The sequence below is a fragment of the Thioalkalivibrio halophilus genome (genome assembly GCF_001995255.1).
In the GTDB taxonomy this organism is placed as follows: domain Bacteria; phylum Pseudomonadota; class Gammaproteobacteria; order Ectothiorhodospirales; family Ectothiorhodospiraceae; genus Thioalkalivibrio; species Thioalkalivibrio halophilus.
Genome location: NZ_MUZR01000051.1, coordinates 1 through 17,716, shown reverse-complemented (window position 1 = coordinate 17,716; position 17,716 = coordinate 1). Strand labels below are relative to the sequence as shown.

Genomic DNA, 17,716 nt, shown 5'->3' with positions numbered 1-17,716 from the left:
CGACTCACGCGCGATGATAGGGATGATTGTTGAGCAGCGACCAGGCGCGGTAGAGCTGCTCCGCCACCAGCACCCGCACCAGCATGTGGGGGAAGGTCAGCGGCGACAGCGACCAGGCCCACTCGGCCCGCTCGCGCACGGCGGCATCCAGGCCGTCGGCCCCGCCGATCAGCAGCGCGACGTCGCGCCCGTCGTCCTGCCAGCCGGCCAGGCGCTGCGCCAGTCCGCGGGTGTCCACCTCACGGCCGCGTTCATCCAGGGTGATGATCCGGGCACCCTCGGGCACCGCCTTGAGCAGAGCCTCGCCCTCGCGCCGCAGGCGGGTCGTGGCATCCATGGATTTCGAGCCCGCCGGGGCCGCCAGTGCGTGCAGCTGGAAACCCCATTCGCGGGGCAGCCGGTCCCGGTATTCGGCAAAGCCGGAAGCGACCCAGTCGGGCATGCGCCGGCCGATGGCGATCAGATGCAGACGCATCGCCGATAAACCGGCTCAGCCCCGCAGCCGGCGGACCCGCTGCAGGCCGGGGTCATCCTCCATGCCGCCATCGCCCCCGTCACCCTCCGCGGCCTCTTCCTCGGCCAGCCACAGCTTTTCCAGATTGTAGAAATCGCGAGTCTCGGGGAGCATCACGTGGACGATCACGTCGTTGAGGTCGACCAGGACCCATTCCTGGCCCTCCTGGCCCTCCACGCCCAGCGGCTGGATGCCACGGTGCTTGGCCTCGGTCGCCACGTTCTCGGCGGTGGACTGCACGTGGCGCCCGGAGGTCCCCGAGGCGATCACGATGAAATCGGCCAGGGTGGTCTTGCCGCGCACGTCGATGCTGCGGATGTTGCGGGCCTTCATGTCCTCGAGCGCCTCGAGGCTCAATTCCAGCAACTGTTCGCTGTTCATGGTTTCGGATGTCATGTAGTGGGGTTTCCTGCGGCGGACCGGTAAAGCCCGCGCTCCTGTATGTAGCGTTCGACCGCCCCGGGCAGCAGGAAGCGGGGGCTGGCCCCCTCGCGCAGCTGGGCCCGGATGGCGGTAGCGGAGATATCCAGCTGAGTCACCGGCTGGAAGTACACCCGGCCGGCCGGACTCGCCCGCAGCACGGCGGGATCGTCGGTGACCGCGCCCCCCGGGCCGTCGCCCAGGTCCTGCGAGGCGGGGCTTCCGGGGCGATGCGACACCGCCACGTGCGCCAGCTCGAACAGGGTCTCCCAGCGGTGCCAGGACGACAGGCCGGCAAAGGCATCCATGCCCATGATCAGCACCAGCGGCACATCGTCACCCAGCTCCCGGCGGAAGGTCAGCAGGGTGTCCACGGTGTAGGACGGCCCGGTGCGATCCAGCTCGCGCCGGTCGGCGACGAAACCCTCCACGCCGGCCACCGCGCGCTCCACCATGGCCAGGCGGTCCTCGCCCGAAGTCCCGGGGCTGGCGCGATGAGGCGGCACGTGGCAGGGCACGAAGTGCACCCGTTCCAGCCCCAGGTGCTGCTGCACCTCCAGCGCCGGGCGCAGATGACCGAAATGGATCGGATCGAAGGTCCCGCCGAGGATCCCGATCAAGCCGCCACCTTCCCGCCGCGCTCAGCCACGCACATGGCCGTCGCCAAACACGATGTATTTCAGGGTGGTCAGGCCATGCAGCCCCACCGGCCCGCGCGCGTGCAGCTTGTCGGTGGAGATCCCGATCTCCGCGCCCAGCCCGTACTCGAAGCCGTCGGCGAAGCGGGTGGAGGCATTCACCATCACCGAACTGGAATCCACCGCGCGCAGGAAGCGCCGCGCATGCCCCCAGTTTTCGGTCACGATGCTGTCGGTGTGATGTGAGCCCCAGGTATTGATGTGCTGGATCGCCGCGTCCAGGTCGTCCACCACGCGGATTGCCAGGATCGGCCCCAGGTATTCCGCGGCCCAGTCTTCTTCGCTCGCTTCGGCGACCTCCGGCCCGCTGTCGGCGAGAACCGCGCGGGTGCGGGCGCAGCCGCGCAGGCTGACCCCCAACCCGTCCAGTTCGGCGGCCACCGCCGGCAGGAAGGTCTCGGCGACATCGGCATGCACCAGCAGAGTCTCCATGGTGTTGCAGGTGCCGTAGCGATGGGTCTTGGCGTTCACCGCCACCGCCTGCGCCTTGTCCGGGTCCGCCGCGGCGTCCACGTACACGTGGCACACCCCGTCCAGATGCTTGATCACCGGGATCTGCGACTCCTGGCTGATGCGTTCGATCAGGCCCTTGCCGCCGCGTGGCACGATCACGTCCACGTACTCGGGCATGCGCAGCAGCGCCCCCACCGCGGCACGGTCGGTGGTGTCGACGATCTGTACCGCCTCGCGCGGCAGCCCCGCCGCCGCCAGCCCGGACTGGATGATGCCGGCCAGCGCGCGATTGGAATGGGCGGCCTCGGAACCGCCGCGCAGGATCGCCGCGTTACCCGACTTCAGGCACAGCGCCGCCGCGTCGATGGTCACATTGGGGCGTGATTCATAGATGATGCCGATCACCCCCAGCGGCACCCGCATCTGCCCTACCTGGATCCCGCTGGGCTGATAGGCCATGTCGGAGATCGTACCCACCGGATCCGGCAGACCCGCGACCTGCCGGCAGCCCTCGATCATGGTGTCGATGCGCGCATCGGTCAGCGCCAGACGGTCCAGCATCGCCGCGTCCAGCCCGCGGGCTCGCCCCGCCTCCAGGTCGCGCTCGTTGGCCTCGGCCAGCTCCGCGCGACGCTCGGCGATCCCCTCGGCGATGGCCTGCAGCGCCGCGTTCTTGGCACCCGGTTCGGCCTCGGCCATGTGGCGCGAGGCGGCGCGCGCAGCACGCCCCAGGGCCTCGATCCTGGCGACCATATCATCGCTGACAGCAGCGGATTCGGCGGGATTCACGGCAGCGTTCATACGATCAGACTCGTTGGAATTCGGTACGGGTTCAGCCACGGTCGGCGGGTGCTCCGCCATACGTGGACGCCAAGTCTAGCAACCCCTGCCGGGCATTGCCGTTTTCCGGAGCCCGGGTGATCCGATCCACGCTCGCGACCCCGAACGCGGCGCGGATGACGATAACCGGATCAGGCTGGCCGCACTCTCCCACAAGGCACTTTCCGCGTCGATGACTTCGCCGGATGCACCACTGCGGCAGGTTGTCCGCGGGATTGACATGCCGGCGCCCTCACTGGGGCAAGAGACAGCCCGCCCTCCCCGCAAGCCATTGTTCTACATGAACCATGAAACCCCGGGACCGAACTGGCACCGATATTGCCCGATAACAGCAGGGCGATGCCCTGCAGGTCTTTTCCTGCTCATGCGACAACCGGGAGCCACCCAAAAAAAGGCGGTGTCACCCGACCATTGACTCCGAAAAGAAGAGGTGTCCAATGAAAACATTTAACCTCGGCCTTGCGGCAACCGGATTGTGCGGTGCACTCGGTCTGGCCAGTACGGCCATGGCTTCACCGATCGATATCTCCGGCTGGGACTGTAATGGAAACTGCGGCACGTCAGCGGCGGACGGCGATATAACGCTGTCGCCGTTCGGCAACTCGGAATACGGCTGGATCTCGACCAACGACGGGAACGACATCGACGGCCTGGACGTTGGCGACGAAACCACCGGATCGACCATCACCTCGCCAGAGTTCAGCGCGGATGAGGGCGATGAACTCAACTTCTACTTCAACTACGTTTCCTCTGATGGTGGAGGTTTCACCGACTACGCGTGGGCACAGATCCTCCCGGACAGCGCGGCTCCGATTCAACTGTTCACCGCCCGCACGACGCCGGACGGTGACACCGTACCGGGTTTCGGGCTCCCGGAGCCGGATGCGGACGTGACCCTCGATCCGGAGGAAACCCCCGTGATCCCCGGGGCGCCGGAATGGTCTCCCCTGGGCGCCAACTCAGGATCCTGCTGGGATGACGGGTGCGGATACACCGACTGGATCCAGGCTTCGTACCTGTTCGAGGATACCGGCACCTACTCTCTGGAGTTCGGTGTGGTGAACTGGCAGGACACGGCTTTCCAGTCCGGCCTCGCCTTCGACGGCGCCACCATCGCGGGTACGGCCATCGGCGATGATCCGGCCCCGACCCCCGTGCCCGTGCCGGCGTCGCTGGCCCTGATGGGCCTTGGTCTGGCGGGTCTGACCCTGGTCGCGGGGTACCGGCGCCGGGACGCTGCGGTCACAGGCTAATCGCCTCCGCATGGCCCGTTCCAGGCTGCGCCGGGGCGCTGCGCCGGGTCATGCACCCTCGGGGTTGAGGACAGGGTCGGCCACGGTCAGCGGCCGGCCCGCCATACGAGCCACCAGGTCCAGCAGCCCCTGCCGGGCATCCCCGTGTTGTTCCTGCCCCTTGATCACCCGGTCCACCCGGGCAGCCAGGCGCAGGATGTCACGCGCCCGCGCCACGTCCAGGCGTCCCGCCGCCAGGCGCAGGGCCTTTTGCTGGTCGCCGAAGCTGCCCTGGAAGGCCTCGCGGTCGTTCGCCCCGGCGGCCCGGCGTTCCAGGGCCTGCACCAGCAGCCGTGCATCGCGCGCCAGCGCCCACAGGATCAGTGGCTCGGGCTGACCTTCGTCCAGCAGGCCCTCCAGCATGCGCAGGGCTCGCCCGGTCTCGCCGCGCAGCGCCGCCGCCGACAGGCCGAACAGATCGAAGCGTGCGGCATCCGCGGTGGCCTCGGCCAGGGTCTCCAGATCGACCCCCTGCACGCCGGCCAGCGCCAGTTTTTCGATCTCCTGGCGCGCGGCCAGGAGATTGCCCTCCACCCGGGCCGCCAGCAGCTGCAGCGCCTCGTCCGTGATGCGCAGCCCGTGCCGAGTCAGGCGATCACGGATCCAGCCGTCCAGCCGCTCAGGCGGCACCGGCCGCGCATGCACCACCACCGCGGCCGATTCCATCGCCTTGAACCAGGCCGCGCGGCGCATGTCGCGATCCGGGCGCGGCAATTGCAACAGCAGCACGATGTCGGGCTCCGGTGCGGCAGCGTATGCCTTCAGCCGTTCGCCGCCCTCGCGCCCGGGCTTGCCGGTAGCCAGGCGCAGGTCCACCAGCGTGCGGCTGGCGAACAGCGAGCGGTCGCGCACCGCCGCATCCAGGGCCGACCAGTCGGACTGGGCGGAGAGATCCAGCACCGTGCGCTCGTCGAAACCCTGCTCGCGGGCGGCGGCCCGGATCGCATCGGCGGCCTCGATGGTCTGCAGCGGTTCCTCGCCCAGCAGCATGTACAGCGGGGCCACGCCCTTGCGCAGGGACTGATCGATGCGTCCCGGATCGACGGCCATGTCAGTCCTCGCCCCCCCCGGTCAGGGCTCGCACCCGACGCTGCAGCAGGGCCACCAGATCGCGGTTCATGGTGGCCCGCAGGTCCTCCTCGCGCTCCGAACGGCTGAGCACGGCGGTCTCGTCATAGACGTAAGTGCGCGACGCACGCAGCGTGTCGAGGTCCGTCGCTTCACCATCGGCCGGGCGCAGCCGCACGCGCATGCTGCGCGTCAGTTCGTACTCGCTGACCCGCGCCTGATCGGAGACCGACAGCGCGCGCCGCGAATCATTCACCGAAGCGATCTCCAGGGTCACGCCACGATCATCCGGGCGCCGCTCCACGATCTCCACCCCGGAGGCACGCAGGCCACGGGCCAGCTCCTGGTAGAGCGAGTCCCGCGGCTGCAGGCCGCGGATCTCCACCGGATCCAGTTCCGACGGCCACCCCCCGGTGCCGCGCAGCTGGAACCCGCAGGCGGCCAGCGAGGCCGTCAGCACGAGCACCACCAGCAGACGCGGCAGGAACCGGGTCATTGCGGCTTGACCACGAAATTCACCAGGCGTCCGGGGACCACGATCACCTTCACGATGCCCTGCCCCTCGAGATGGCGCTGGACGTTTTCGTCCTCCCGCGCGATGCGCTCCACGCTCTCACGATCCGCACCGGCCGGGACCGCGATCTCTGCCCGGCGCTTGCCGTTGACCTGTACCGCCAGGGTCTCGCGGGCGGATTGCCGGGCGGCCTCGTCGACCTGCGGCCAGCGGGTATCGGCCACCAGCCCGTCATGGCCCAGCGCCTCCCACAGCACCTGGGTCACGTGCGGAATGATCGGAGCCAGCATGCGCACGATGCCCTCCAGCACCTCCTGGCGTACCGCGATGGCGCCCTCGGCATCCTCCGGCAGACGCCCGAGCTCGTTCAGCAGCTCCATGTTCGCCGCCACCGCGGTGTTGAAGGTCTGGCGCCGGCCGATGTCGTCGGTGACCTTGGCGATGGTGTCGTGCAGCTTGCGCCGCAGATCGCCCGCCGGCTCGGACAGGTTTTCGGGATCCAGCGGCGACGCCGCCGCACCCCCGACATGTTCGCGCACCGCGCGCCACAGGCGGCGGATGAAACGCTGCGCCCCTTCGACGCCGGAGTCCGACCATTCCAGCGACAGATCCGGCGGGGCGGCGAACATGGTGAACAACCGCGCGGTGTCGGCCCCGAAGCGCTCGATCAGCGCCTGCGGATCCACGCCGTTGTTCTTCGACTTGGACATCTTCTCCATGCCGCCAATGGTCACCGGCTGCCCGTCTTCGCGGTGGCGCGCGGCTTTCACCGAACCATCCTCGGCGCGCTCCAGTTCCACGTCGACGGGGTTGATCCAGTCCTTCCCGCCATCGCCGCGCTCGCGGTAGAAGGTCGGCGCCACCACCATGCCCTGGGTCAGCAGCCGGGTGAACGGCTCGTCGGAACCCACCAGCCCCTCGTCGCGCAGCAATTTATGGAAGAAGCGCGCATACAGCAGGTGCAGTACCGCGTGCTCGATCCCGCCGACGTACTGATCCACCGGCAGCCAGTGATCGGCGCGTTCGTCGAGCATCGCCGTGTCGTTGTCGGCGCAGGCGTAGCGCGCGAAGTACCAGCTGGATTCGAAGAAGGTATCGAAGGTATCGGTCTCGCGGCGTGCCGGCTTGCCGCATTGCGGACAGGTTGCCTCGAAGAACTCCGGCATGCGCGCCAGCGGCGAGCCCGCCCCGTCCGGGATCACCTCCTCCGGCAGGCGCACGGGCAGATCCTCTTCCGGCACCGGCACCGCACCGCAGTCGTCGCAGTGGATCACCGGGATCGGGCAGCCCCAGTAGCGCTGGCGCGAGATGCCCCAGTCGCGCAGACGGTAGTTGCGCCGGCGCCGGCCCAGTCCGGCCTGCTCCAGATGATCGGCGATCGCGGCCTTCGCGGCCTCCGAGTCCTGCCCGGTGAAATCGCCCGAGTTCACCAGCACGCCGGCTTCGGTGAACGCGGCGGCCTGCACGTCGCACTCGCCCCCGTCGGCCGGGGCGATCACCTGGCGGATCGGCAGGCCATATTGCGTCGCGAACTCGTGGTCGCGTTCGTCGTGCGCCGGTACCGCCATCACCGCGCCGGTGCCGTATTCCATCAGCACGAAGTTGGCGACCCACACCGGGACATCCTCGCCGGTCAGCGGGTGGCGGGCGGTGAAGCCCAGCGCGCGGCCCTTCTTCTCCATTGTGGCCAGGTCCGCCTCGGCCACCCCGCCCTGGCCGCATTCGGCGACGAACGCAGCCAGTTCCGCGTCATTCTGCGCCAGTTCCTGCACCCGCGGGTGCTCCGGCGCGAGCGCCATATAGCTGACGCCGAACAGGGTGTCCGGCCGGGTGGTGAACACGGTCAGCGGCTCGCCGCCGTCCACCGCGAATTCCAGCTCCACGCCCTCGGAACGCCCGATCCAGTTGCGCTGCATGGTGCGCACCTGATCCGGCCAGCCGTCCAGGTCGTCCAGGGCCTCCAGCAGCTCGTCTGCGTAGTCGGTGATACGCAGGAACCACTGCGGCATCTCGCGGCGCTCGACCACCGCGCCGGAGCGCCAGCCACGGCCCTCGATGACCTGTTCGTTGGCGAGCACGGTCTGGTCGACCGGATCCCAGTTCACGGTGGCCCGGGCACGATAAACCAGCCCCTTCTTGAGCAGACGCACGAACAGCCACTGCTCCCAGCGGTAGTAGTCGGCATCGCAGGTCGCGAATTCGCGCGACCAGTCATAGGCAAAGCCCAGGCGCTGGAGCTGGGCGCGCATCTGCTCGATGTTCTGGCGCGTCCATGTCGCCGGCGGGACATTGTTCTGCATCGCCGCATTCTCCGCCGGCAGGCCGAAGGCGTCCCAGCCCATCGGCTGCAGCACGCTCCTGCCCTGCATACGCTGGAAGCGCGCGATCACGTCGCCGATGGTGTAGTTGCGCACGTGGCCCATGTGCAGCTTGCCCGACGGGTACGGGAACATCGACAGGCAGTAGAAGGGTTCTCCCGCGGCATCTTCCCGCGCCCGGAAACAGCCGGTCTCGTCCCAGCGACGCTGGACCTCGGTCTCCACCTGCTCCGGGGAATAATGCTCCTGCATGGGCCTCACCTGTGCTGTTTGCCGCCGCGAACGAAGAACCGCGCAGAATACCAGTCACCCCGCCCCCCTTCCAGACAAGTCCCGGATCTGCCGAATGGTTCCGTCAAACGCAACCGCAAGGCGGCGCATGGCCATCTAGACTTCAGGATACATACCCTTGGCGCATCGACCGATGCGATACGAAGGAGGTGCAGCATGATCTCCCTGATCCAGCGCCGTTATCCGGACGACCTTTCCGAAATCCGGCCCCGCCACGGGTACGAGGAGGCCACGCCCGGCGTACGCCGGATCGAGGCCGGCCGCCCGCTGCGCTGGCTGGGTGCCGGCTGGCACGACCTGCGGCATGCCCCGGCCGGGCTGCTGCACGGCCTGATGGTGGCCGCGATCGGAGCCGTCATCATGGGTGTGCTCTGGTCCTGGCCGTGGGCCGGGGTCGCCGCCCTCACGGGCTTCCTTCTGGTCGGGCCCGTCCTCGCCACCGGCCTCAACGGCCTGGCCCGGAGCATCGAACGCGGCGAGACCGTCGGCCTGCGCTCGGGCTTCGGCGCGCTGGAGGCGACCGGCGGAGCCATCTGGGCCTTCGCCGCCCTGCTGGCCTCGATCTTCCTGGCCTGGACCGCCTTCGTCTGGCTGTGGATGGGGGGTCCTCAACGTCGGCCACGCCGGACTCCTGGGCCCGCTGCACGAGGCCCTTCCGGTCCTGCTGGGCAGCACCAGCGGACTGATCTCGCTGGCCGGTCTGGTCGTCGCCGGTGCCGCCCTCGCGGTCGTGGTTCTGGCGCTCTCGGTGGTCACGATCCCGACCCTGCTGGACCGCCGGACCGGACTCATGACAGCGATGGGCACCAGCCTGAAGGCCCTGCGCACCAACCCGGCCGCCACCCTCATCTGGGCCGCGCTGATCACCGTGCTGTTCACGGTCTCGGCAGCCACCGCTCTGCTGGCCCTGATCGTCGTGTTCCCCTGGCTGGGCTACGCCATGTGGCACGCCTATCGGGACCTGGTAGAAGACGCCTGAGCCACACGGGCATCCTTCCGCACGCCCGATGCCGAAGGATGCCCCGTCAGCGGAAATGCCAGCCAGATTCCGGCGCCCGCAGAGCCGCAGGCGGGTAACCGGGTGGCGCATGCCCGGACGGGTGCCCCCCTTTGCTAACGCGGTCCCGACGCTCTCGCACAATCGCTCGTGGCCCCGTTTCGGGGCATGCTCGTGCTAACGTGGCTCTCAAGGAAACACTGATCAATCCGGAGCGATGCCGATGAGCGACAAAAATAGCACTCCCGAGGGCGGGCACGAAGAGGACCATCATGAACGCGAATCGCGCCTGAGCGATGCCTACCACCGCATGCTGCACGAGGTCACCGAGGACCTCGAGAAACTGGAGCAGCGTACCGGCAAGGCCATCAACGAGGCCCTGGAGAACGCCCGGGAACGCGTGCAGAAGGCCAGCGACCTGACCCGCGAGGAGGCGCACGAGGTAATGGAGTACCTGCGGCGCGACCTGCAGGACCTGGGCGCCTACATCGACTCGCGCAGCGAGGACTGGCGCAGCTGGCTGCGCATCGACATCGGCCTGATCGAAGCCAGCATCGTCAACGCGCTCGAACGCATTGCCGACCGCACCCGGGTGGAGATCACCGAGCTGACGGCGCGTGCCCAGGTCATGGGCGAATGGCACACCGGCGAGATCACGGGGCCGGGGGAACTGATCTGCAAGAACTGCGGGCACCCGCTGCACATGGAAAAGGTCGGCCGCATTCCGCCCTGCGCGCAGTGTCACCACACGGCGTTCCGCCGCGGACCGCCGCCAGAAGAAGACGCCGGCTGAACCGCCCGGCGTCCCGGGCCCGTCGATTCAGACCGGGTCGCCGGACCGCGCCTGCCGCCGGCCCACCGCCGCACCCAGCACCACCAGCACCAGCGCCGCCAGCACCGCCGGGCCCTCGCCCATGGCCGCAGCCGGGGTGATACCGCTGCGGGGCCGGATCTCGCCGTGCACGGTAGCCGGTTCGAACAGGGGCGAGCCCTCGATCAGCCGGCCGTCCGCATCGATCAGTGCGGATACCCCGGTATTGGTCGCGCGCAGTATCGGCCGCCCGGTCTCGACCGCGCGCACCCGCGCGATCTGGAGATGCTGGGCCGGCGCCAGACTGTCGCCGAACCACGCATCATTGGATACATTCACCAGGAAGCCCGCCTCGGGCAGGGCAGCGCGGATGTGCCGGGCATAGGCCGATTCGTAGCAGATGCTTGCCCCGGCGGTGCGCCCCGCCAGCGTGATCCGTCCGTCATCCTCCCCCCGGGCCAGATCGGACATCGGGATCATCAGCAGCCGGTCGAGCCAGGCCAGCTGCTCGCGCAGCGGGATGTACTCGCCGAACGGCACCAGCTGCCGCTTGTGGTAGGCCGCCCCGCCCGGGTAGGTCAGGATCGCGTTGTGGATATCCCCGTCGCGGTGGCCGTCGAACAGCCCGGTCACCAGCTGCGCGTCCTCGCCCGGCAGGTCCGCGGCCACCTGCTCCAGCATCCCGTCGACCTCGCGGGCCAGCGCCGGGATGGCGGTTTCCGGCCACACCACCAGATCGGCCGGCCCGGCCTCCGCGGTGAGGTCGCGATAGACCTCCAATGAATGGCGGATGCCGTCCGGGGCCCACTTGCGCTCCTGATCGATGTTGCCCTGCACCAGGGTCGCGCGGACCGGATCGCCGTCCGGGTCGGTCCACTGCAGGGGCAGCAGGGCCGCAGAAACCACCACGACCCCGGCCACCAGGCCCACCCCGACCCCGCGCGAACGCCGCCCGGCGGCCAGCACCAGACCGGCAGCGATCAGCGCGACCATCAGCCCCGCCCCCAGCTCGCCGGCCAGCGGCAGCCAGGACGCCAGCGGCGTGTCCAGCGTGGCATGACCGAACAGTAGCCAGGGGAACCCGGAGAACAGCCAGGAACGTGCCAGTTCCAGCAGCACCAGCCCGCCGGCCAGGGCAAGAAGGCCCTCCATTCGGTGCAGCGGCAGAAAGCGCGCGGCCAGCGCACTCAACAATGCCGGGTACAGCGCCATCACCAGCACAAAGGCCACCGTGATCACGCTGGCCACCACCAGCGGGGCCTGGCCGAACACCAGCAGGCTGTTGAAGATCCACGACGTGCCGACGCCGAAGAAACCGAGGCCGAACAGCCAGCCGAACCAGGCCGCGCGACGCGGCCGCCCCTGCACCCGGACCAGCAGCCCGAACCACACGGCCAGCGCCAGCGGGGCAGCAGTGAACAGACTGACCGGCGCGAACGCCAGCACCGCCAGCACGCCGGCCAGCAACGCCAGCAGGCCGCCAGTCCAGCGCCCGGACAGGTCGGGCAGCGGGAGCCCTCTCATCGCGTCCCCTCGGTACCGGAATCGCCCGACTCGGCCGCCGCGACTCGTGCGGCGGGCTCGGCCAGGCGCATCTCCACCAGATGCAGCCGGCGATTGTCCGCACGCAGCACGCGGAACTGCATGCCGTCGAGGTTCAGGGTCTCGCCACGGTGCGGCACATGGGCGAAATGCGACAGCAGCAGCCCGCCCACGGTGTCGAAGGCATCCTCGTCGTAGGCCGTCTGGAAATAGGCGTTAAACTCCTCCAGCGGGGTCAGGGCCTTGATGGTGTAGCGCCCGCCGGGGTGCTGCATGATCTGGGTGAGATAGTCCTCGACGTCGTGCTCGTCCTCGATCTCGCCGACGATCTGTTCCAGCACGTCCTCGATGGTCACCAGCCCGGCGACGCCGCCGTACTCGTCGACCACGATCGCCATGTGATTGCGGCTCAGGCGGAACTCTTTCAGCAGCACGTTCAGGCGCTTGCTCTCCGGTACGAACACCGCCGGGCGCAGGATCTCCTGCATGTCGAAGGCGGTGTCGTCGGGATCGCCGAAGAAACGCAGCAGGTCCTTGGCCAGCAGGATGCCCACCACCTCGTCGCGGTGATCGCCCACTACCGGCAGGCGCGAATGGGCCGAGGCGACCACGTCAGGCAGGAATTCCGACAGCGGGGCATCGCGCCGCACCACCTCCATCTGCGCCCGCGGGATCATAATGTCGCGCACCTGCATATCGGCGACGTTGAGCACGCCCTCGAGCATGGTCAGCGCCTCGGGGTCCAGCACCTCGCGGTCCTGGGCGCCGCGCAGGGTCTCGACCAGTTCCGGGCGAGAGTGCGGCTCGCGGCGCAGCCGCTGCAGCGCCGGCTCCAGCAGACGCCGCAACAGGCCGGCCCCGCCGGTGGTGTTCGCCTCAGAGCCCATGGGCCCCTCGTGCGTCGCACCCGGGGTCCGCCCCGGCCGTCCGGTAGGGGTCCGGCAGGCCAAGACCGGCGAGGATCGCCGTTTCCAGGGCCTCCATCTCGGCCGCTTCCCCGGCGTCCTGATGATCGAAGCCCTGCAGATGCAGCATCCCGTGCACTACCATGTGGGTGTAGTGATCGTTCACCCGCTTGCCCTGCTCGCGCGCCTCGCGCTGCAGCACCGGGTCGCACAGCACGATGTCGCCGAGACAGGCCGGCCCGGCACCGGGTGGCATGATCAAGTCGTCCGGTGCCGGGAAAGACAGCACGTTGGTGGCGTAGTCGCGGCCGCGGAACGCGTGATTGAGCTCGCGCCCCTCGTCGGCATCCACGATGCGCAGGGTCACCCCGGCCGGGCCCTCCCCCCGCCAGGCGGCGCGGGCGGCGGCATGCAGGCCGCGGGCCGCCGGCACCCCGGCGCGCGGCACCGCATACTGCACCGCGACCTCAAGCGTCATGGCCGGAGTCCTCCTCGTGGAGGTCATAGGCCTGGACGATGCGCTGCACCAACGGATGGCGGACCACGTCCTCGCCACGGAAATGGTGGATGCCCACGCCCTCCACGCCTTCGAGGATGCGGATCGCGTGCTGCAGGCCGGACTTCTGCCCGCGCGGCAGGTCGACCTGGGTCACGTCGCCGTTGACCACGGCGGTCGAACCGAAGCCGATGCGGGTGAGGAACATCTTCATCTGTTCCACGGTGGTGTTCTGCGCCTCGTCGAGGATAATGAAGGACTCGTTCAGGGTGCGCCCGCGCATGTAGGCCAGCGGGGCCACTTCGATCACCTGGCGTTCCATCAGGCGCGCGGTCTGATCGAATCCCATCAGCTCATACAGGGCGTCGTACATCGGCCGCAGGTAGGGGTCGATCTTCTGCGCGAGGTCCCCGGGCAGGAACCCCAGGCGCTCGCCGGCCTCCACCGCCGGGCGCACCAGTACCAGGCGCTGCACGCGGTCCTGCTCCAGCGCGGCCACCGCCGCGGCCACCGCGAGGAAGGTCTTGCCGGTGCCTGCCGGGCCGATGCCGAAGGTCAGGTCGTTGCGCCCAATGCCGGCGATATAGCGCGACTGCCGCGGACCGCGACCACGGATCGCCGCGCGCTTGAGACGCAGCACCGGATCGGGGGTCTGGGCATCGGTATCGGTCAGCGCCTCGACGTGGGCGTCCTGCAGCGCGGTGTGCACCTGCTCCAGGGATACCGGCTCTTCCTGCGCCATGCGGTGCAGGTCGTGGATCAACGCGCCGGCGGCATCCACCGCCGCGCTGGGCCCGGTCAGATTGAAACGCGGGCCCCGGTTGTGCACCGCCACGCCCAGGCGATTCTCGATCAGGCGCAGATGTGCATCCAGCGGCCCGGACAAGCGCGCCAGGGTCTCCTGGTCGCCCGGCTCCAGGGTGAAATCCAGTCGGTTCGCCATCAGGGAATCAGGCCGTCGCGACGGCCGGCGCGGGCTCCTGCACCCGGCGTCCGCGCAGCGAATGGGCCAGGGCCTCGGTGATCTCCACCGGCACCATCTGTCCGATCAGCGCCGGGTCGGCCGGGAAGTTCACGATGCGGTTGTTGGCGGTGCGTCCGGCGAGCTCGTCCGGGTTGCGCTTCGCCGGCCCTTCGACCAGGACCGGCTCGATGCTGCCGACCATCGACTGGTTGCGCTCGCGCCCGTACTGCTCGATCAACGCCTGCAATTCCGCGAGGCGGGCCTTTTTCACCGCCATCGGCACGTCGTCCGGAAGCGAGGCTGCCGGCGTGCCCGGACGCGCGCTGTAGATAAAGCTGAAGGAAAAATCGAAGTGCAGTTCCTCGATCAGGTCCATGGTCGCCCGGTGATCGGCGTCGGTCTCGCCGGGGAAACCGACGATGAAATCCGACGACAGATCCAGGTCCGGACGCGCCTCGCGCAGGCGCCGGATCTTCGACTTGTATTCGACCACGGTGTGCCCGCGCTTCATCTGCGCCAGGATCCGGTCGGAGCCGCTCTGCACCGGCAGATGCAGGTGGCTGACCAGCTTGGGTTCGTCGGCGAAGGCCTGGATCAGGGAGTCGGAGAACTCCACCGGATGCGAGGTGGTGAAGCGGATGCGCTCGATCCCGTCCACCGCCGCCACGTAATGGATCAGCAGCGCAAGATCGGCGGTGTCGCCGTCCTCCATCGGACCACGATAGGCATTCACGTTCTGCCCCAGCAGGTTGATCTCCTTCACCCCCTGCTCGGCCAGCGCCACCACCTCGGCGATCACGTCGTCGAACGGGCGCGAGATCTCGTCGCCGCGGGTATAGGGCACCACGCAGAAGCTGCAGTACTTCGAGCAGCCCTCCATCACCGAGACGAAGGCCGTGGGGCCCTCGGCCTGCGGTTCGGGCAGGCGGTCGAACTTCTCGATCTCGGGAAACGAGATGTCGACCACCGGGGCCCGCGCCCGCTGCGCCTCGCGGATCATCTCCGGCAGGCGGTGCAGGGTCTGCGGCCCGAACACCAGATCCACGTACGGCGCGCGCTGACGCAGGGCCTCGCCCTCCTGACTCGCCACGCAGCCACCGACCCCGATCACCATCCCCGGCCGGCGCTCCTTGATCGCGCGCCAGCGGCCCAGCAGCGAGAAGACCTTCTCCTGGGCCTTCTCGCGGATCGAACAGGTGTTCAGCAGCAGAACATCGGCCTGTTCGGGATCCTCGGTACGCTCCGCACCGCCGTCCGCCTTCAGGGCGTCCAGCATGCGGTCGGAGTCGTACTCGTTCATCTGACAGCCGTGGGTCTGGATGTAGATCTTGCGGGTCATTGCGTGTCGGCCACCTCAGCTGATGTGCCTTTTAGATACCCCTCAGAACGGGACGTCATCGTCATCGAAGGAGCCGCCCGGACCGGACGACGGGGAGGACGAACCGCCCCCGAAGCCGTCGCCACCGCCACCGGGGCCCGGGTCGTAACCGCCGCCGTAGCCACCACCGGCAGCAGCGGCACCGCCGGCGCCACCGCCGCCGCGTCCACCGACCAGCTGCATGTCACTGGCGACGATCTCGGTGGTATAGCGATCCTGACCGTCCTGCCCCTGCCACTTGCGGGTCTGGATCCGGCCCTCGATGTACACCTGGGAGCCCTTGGACAGATACTGCGCGGCGATGTCGGCCAGACGACCGAACATTACGACCCGGTGCCATTCGGTGTTTTCGCGCCGTTCCCCGCTCTGCTTGTCGGTCCACTGCTCCGTGGTGGCCACGCGGAAGTTGGTGACGGTCGCCCCGCCGGGCGTTTCGCGCTTTTCGGGGTCGGCACCGAGGTTGCCGAGAATGATCGCCTTGTTGACTCCGCGGGCCATGGGAACTCCTTGTGTCGGGCACGGGTTAATCGAGCCGATAGTGTAGCAGGCGCTGACGGGCGCAACAGAACCCGCCCGCGTGACGCGGATCGCCCGCCGGAGTGCGAGCCGGTCACCGGGCCGGCCCCCGCTCCAGGCAGGTTTGCAGAGCTCCCTCCTCCTGTAGCTCCGGCCGCAGGCGCAGATAAACCGAACCCGCATCCGGTGACAGCACGACCTCCGCGACGCCGGGGCAGGCGCGCAGTTCATCCAGCAAACGCACCGGATACCCCTCCCAGACCGCGGGCACCGCAAGGGTCCGGGTAACGAGGTGCTCCGGGGTGCGTCCGCGGGCCAGCAGGAGCCACGTCATCAGCGCGGGCACGCTGGCCAGCAGCACCGCCACCGGCCCGGCGAGGCCCAGCAACGCCCCGCCCAGAGCACCACCGGCAAAGATGCCGAGGAACTGGGCGGTCGCGAAGCCACCCATCGCGGTCCCCTTGTGAGCCAGCGGCGCGGCGCGCGAAACCATCGCGGGCAGGCCTGCCTCCAGCAGATTGAAGGCGGCAAAAAAGCCGACCATCAACAGCGCGAGCACCCAGACATCGCCGCCCAGATGGAAGACCAGCCCCAGGGCTGCCTGAACAACCACCAGCAATCCGATGGCCACCAGCAGCACCCCGTGCATGCGCCGGCGGCGCTCGCCCAGAATCACCCCGGGCAGCATCAGCGCGAAACCGGTCAACAGCACTGGCAGGTAGAAGGCCCAGTGGTCGGCGGGTGCCAGCCCGGCCCCGTCGACCAGGAACGTCGGCAGCACCAGGAAGTTCGCCGCCAGGACCAGGTGCAGGATGAAGATCCCCGCATTCATCCGCGCGAGATCGGGGTCCGCCAGGACCCGGGGCAGGGCCGACCACTGCGGAACCATGTCCGGGTGCTGACGCAGCCGCCCCGGCGAGGGCACCCACACCAGGAGGATCACCAGCGCCAGCACGCCCAGTCCCGCCGCGACCAGAAAGATGCCCGAGAGCCCGATGCCCCGGTCCAGAACCGGCCCCAGCGCCATGGACACGGTGAACGTAAGGCCGATCGTCAGGCCGATCACCGCCAGTGCCCGCGTGCGCCTCTCCTCCGTCACCAGGTCTGCGGTCAGCGCCAGCACGACGGCAGCCACCGCACCGGCCCCCTGCAGCGCCCGCCCAAGGATGATCCCGTGAATGTCCTCGGCGAACCCCGCCACCAGAGAGCCCAGCACGAACAGCCCCAGCCCCGCGGCGATCAGCGGCTTGCGGCCGAGCCGGTCGGAGAGCAAGCCGAACGGAATCTGCAGGGCCGCCTGGGTCAGGCCGTAAATCCCCAGCGCCAGCCCGGCGAGCAGCGGCGTGGCACCGGGGATATCGTCAGCGTGCAGCATGAACACCGGCAGGATCAGGAACAGGCCGGCCATGCGCACTCCATAAATGGCCGCCAGCCCGGTGGTGGCTCGCAACTCGCGGGCATTCATGTGGTCAGGACTCCTGAATGGCACGCCGGTGAACGAACGCGGACGGGAGTCTACCAGAGCCCCGGGCCTCCGGCGGGCCGTGACCGGATGTTACCATGGCCGGCTGGCAGCCGCCGGCTGCCCTTCCCAACGACTCCGGAGTATCCGTCGTCCCATGATGCAGAACATCCAGATCCGCGGCGCCCGCACCCACAACCTCAAGGACCTGCATATCGAACTGCCGCGCGAGCGGCT

Annotated in this window: 16 protein-coding genes and 1 pseudogene; 3 read left to right on the top strand and 14 right to left on the bottom strand. The window is 68.9% G+C overall.

Annotation, left to right across the window (positions count from 1 at the left end; all coding sequences use genetic code 11):
* Nucleotides 1-4: 4 nt before the first annotated feature.
* From rlmH to B1A74_RS11315, 4 genes are read right to left on the bottom strand one after another with little or no spacing between them, the layout of a single operon-like run.
* Nucleotides 5-475 carry a 23S rRNA (pseudouridine(1915)-N(3))-methyltransferase RlmH gene (gene rlmH, locus B1A74_RS11330; protein ID WP_077244709.1) on the bottom strand — a complete coding sequence of 157 codons (471 nt, stop codon included), beginning with the start codon at nt 473-475 and terminating at the stop codon, nt 5-7.
* A gap of 15 nt (nt 476-490) precedes the next feature.
* On the bottom strand, nt 491-895 hold the full coding sequence (rsfS, locus tag B1A74_RS11325) for a ribosome silencing factor (RefSeq protein WP_024329663.1): 405 nt from the start codon (nt 893-895) through the stop codon (nt 491-493).
* 11 nt (nt 896-906) lie between these two features.
* Complete coding sequence (nadD, locus tag B1A74_RS11320) at nt 907-1,554, bottom strand: nicotinate-nucleotide adenylyltransferase (RefSeq protein ID WP_018946609.1); 648 nt, start codon at nt 1,552-1,554, stop codon at nt 907-909.
* 21 nt (nt 1,555-1,575) lie between these two features.
* On the bottom strand, nt 1,576-2,886 hold the full coding sequence (locus tag B1A74_RS11315; protein WP_018946610.1) for a glutamate-5-semialdehyde dehydrogenase: 1,311 nt from the start codon (nt 2,884-2,886) through the stop codon (nt 1,576-1,578).
* 545 nt (nt 2,887-3,431) lie between these two features.
* Between B1A74_RS11315 and B1A74_RS11310 the strand changes: the two genes are divergently transcribed.
* The gene (locus tag B1A74_RS11310) at nt 3,432-4,178 is read left to right on the top strand and encodes an NF038132 family protein (RefSeq protein ID WP_018946611.1); all 747 of its coding nucleotides are present in this window, start codon (nt 3,432-3,434) and stop codon (nt 4,176-4,178) included.
* 48 nt (nt 4,179-4,226) lie between these two features.
* Here B1A74_RS11310 and holA read toward each other — a convergent pair whose 3' ends face one another.
* From holA to leuS, 3 genes are read right to left on the bottom strand one after another with little or no spacing between them, the layout of a single operon-like run.
* Nucleotides 4,227-5,267 carry a DNA polymerase III subunit delta gene (gene holA / locus B1A74_RS11305; RefSeq protein ID WP_077244708.1) on the bottom strand — a complete coding sequence of 347 codons (1,041 nt, stop codon included), beginning with the start codon at nt 5,265-5,267 and terminating at the stop codon, nt 4,227-4,229.
* Between the two features lies 1 nt (nt 5,268).
* Complete coding sequence (locus B1A74_RS11300; RefSeq protein WP_077244707.1) at nt 5,269-5,781, bottom strand: LPS-assembly lipoprotein LptE; 513 nt, start codon at nt 5,779-5,781, stop codon at nt 5,269-5,271.
* Nucleotides 5,778-8,369, bottom strand: coding sequence for a leucine--tRNA ligase (gene leuS / locus B1A74_RS11295; protein WP_077244706.1), 2,592 nt, complete (start codon nt 8,367-8,369; stop codon nt 5,778-5,780). Before leuS ends, B1A74_RS11300 begins: the two co-directional genes overlap by 4 nt.
* A 195-nt stretch (nt 8,370-8,564) precedes the next feature.
* Here leuS and B1A74_RS11290 point away from each other — a divergent pair.
* Nucleotides 8,565-9,387, top strand: a pseudogene (locus tag B1A74_RS11290) (DUF2189 domain-containing protein).
* 241 nt (nt 9,388-9,628) lie between these two features.
* Complete coding sequence (locus tag B1A74_RS11285) at nt 9,629-10,198, top strand: zinc ribbon-containing protein (protein WP_024329657.1); 570 nt, start codon at nt 9,629-9,631, stop codon at nt 10,196-10,198.
* A gap of 27 nt (nt 10,199-10,225) precedes the next feature.
* Here the strand turns inward: B1A74_RS11285 and lnt are convergent, their stop codons facing one another.
* The 7 genes from lnt to B1A74_RS11250 form a co-directional block, all read right to left on the bottom strand.
* Entirely contained in the window at nt 10,226-11,740 is a 1,515-nt protein-coding gene (gene lnt / locus B1A74_RS11280; RefSeq protein ID WP_077244705.1) for an apolipoprotein N-acyltransferase, read from the bottom strand.
* Nucleotides 11,737-12,645 carry an HlyC/CorC family transporter gene (locus tag B1A74_RS11275; RefSeq protein WP_024329655.1) on the bottom strand — a complete coding sequence of 303 codons (909 nt, stop codon included), beginning with the start codon at nt 12,643-12,645 and terminating at the stop codon, nt 11,737-11,739. Before B1A74_RS11275 ends, lnt begins: the two co-directional genes overlap by 4 nt.
* A complete protein-coding gene (gene ybeY, locus B1A74_RS11270) occupies nt 12,635-13,141 on the bottom strand; it encodes an rRNA maturation RNase YbeY (protein WP_077244704.1) in 507 nt (168 codons plus the stop codon). Before ybeY ends, B1A74_RS11275 begins: the two co-directional genes overlap by 11 nt.
* Complete coding sequence (locus B1A74_RS11265) at nt 13,131-14,102, bottom strand: PhoH family protein (protein ID WP_018946620.1); 972 nt, start codon at nt 14,100-14,102, stop codon at nt 13,131-13,133. The genes ybeY and B1A74_RS11265 overlap by 11 nt, the downstream gene beginning before the upstream one ends.
* 7 nt (nt 14,103-14,109) lie before the next feature.
* Entirely contained in the window at nt 14,110-15,462 is a 1,353-nt protein-coding gene (gene miaB, locus B1A74_RS11260) for a tRNA (N6-isopentenyl adenosine(37)-C2)-methylthiotransferase MiaB (protein WP_018946621.1), read from the bottom strand.
* A 42-nt stretch (nt 15,463-15,504) separates the two neighbouring features.
* A complete protein-coding gene (gene ssb / locus B1A74_RS11255; RefSeq protein WP_018946622.1) occupies nt 15,505-15,999 on the bottom strand; it encodes a single-stranded DNA-binding protein in 495 nt (164 codons plus the stop codon).
* 112 nt (nt 16,000-16,111) lie between these two features.
* Complete coding sequence (locus B1A74_RS11250) at nt 16,112-17,482, bottom strand: MFS transporter (RefSeq protein ID WP_018946623.1); 1,371 nt, start codon at nt 17,480-17,482, stop codon at nt 16,112-16,114.
* Between the last annotated feature and the right edge of the window lie 234 nt (nt 17,483-17,716).

Coding starts and splice junctions, on each gene's coding strand:
- rlmH (WP_077244709.1), bottom strand. CDS start 475: ATGCGTCTGCATCTGATCGCCATCGGCCGGCGCATGCCCGACTGGGTC.
- rsfS (WP_024329663.1), bottom strand. CDS start 895: ATGAACAGCGAACAGTTGCTGGAATTGAGCCTCGAGGCGCTCGAGGAC.
- B1A74_RS11315 (WP_018946610.1), bottom strand. CDS start 2,886: ATGAACGCTGCCGTGAATCCCGCCGAATCCGCTGCTGTCAGCGATGAT.
- B1A74_RS11310 (WP_018946611.1), top strand. CDS start 3,432: ATGGCTTCACCGATCGATATCTCCGGCTGGGACTGTAATGGAAACTGC.
- holA (WP_077244708.1), bottom strand. CDS start 5,267: ATGGCCGTCGATCCGGGACGCATCGATCAGTCCCTGCGCAAGGGCGTG.
- B1A74_RS11300 (WP_077244707.1), bottom strand. CDS start 5,781: ATGACCCGGTTCCTGCCGCGTCTGCTGGTGGTGCTCGTGCTGACGGCC.
- leuS (WP_077244706.1), bottom strand. CDS start 8,369: ATGCAGGAGCATTATTCCCCGGAGCAGGTGGAGACCGAGGTCCAGCGT.
- B1A74_RS11285 (WP_024329657.1), top strand. CDS start 9,629: ATGAGCGACAAAAATAGCACTCCCGAGGGCGGGCACGAAGAGGACCAT.
- lnt (WP_077244705.1), bottom strand. CDS start 11,740: ATGAGAGGGCTCCCGCTGCCCGACCTGTCCGGGCGCTGGACTGGCGGC.
- B1A74_RS11275 (WP_024329655.1), bottom strand. CDS start 12,645: ATGGGCTCTGAGGCGAACACCACCGGCGGGGCCGGCCTGTTGCGGCGT.
- ybeY (WP_077244704.1), bottom strand. CDS start 13,141: ATGACGCTTGAGGTCGCGGTGCAGTATGCGGTGCCGCGCGCCGGGGTG.
- B1A74_RS11265 (WP_018946620.1), bottom strand. CDS start 14,102: ATGGCGAACCGACTGGATTTCACCCTGGAGCCGGGCGACCAGGAGACC.
- miaB (WP_018946621.1), bottom strand. CDS start 15,462: ATGACCCGCAAGATCTACATCCAGACCCACGGCTGTCAGATGAACGAG.
- ssb (WP_018946622.1), bottom strand. CDS start 15,999: ATGGCCCGCGGAGTCAACAAGGCGATCATTCTCGGCAACCTCGGTGCC.
- B1A74_RS11250 (WP_018946623.1), bottom strand. CDS start 17,482: ATGAATGCCCGCGAGTTGCGAGCCACCACCGGGCTGGCGGCCATTTAT.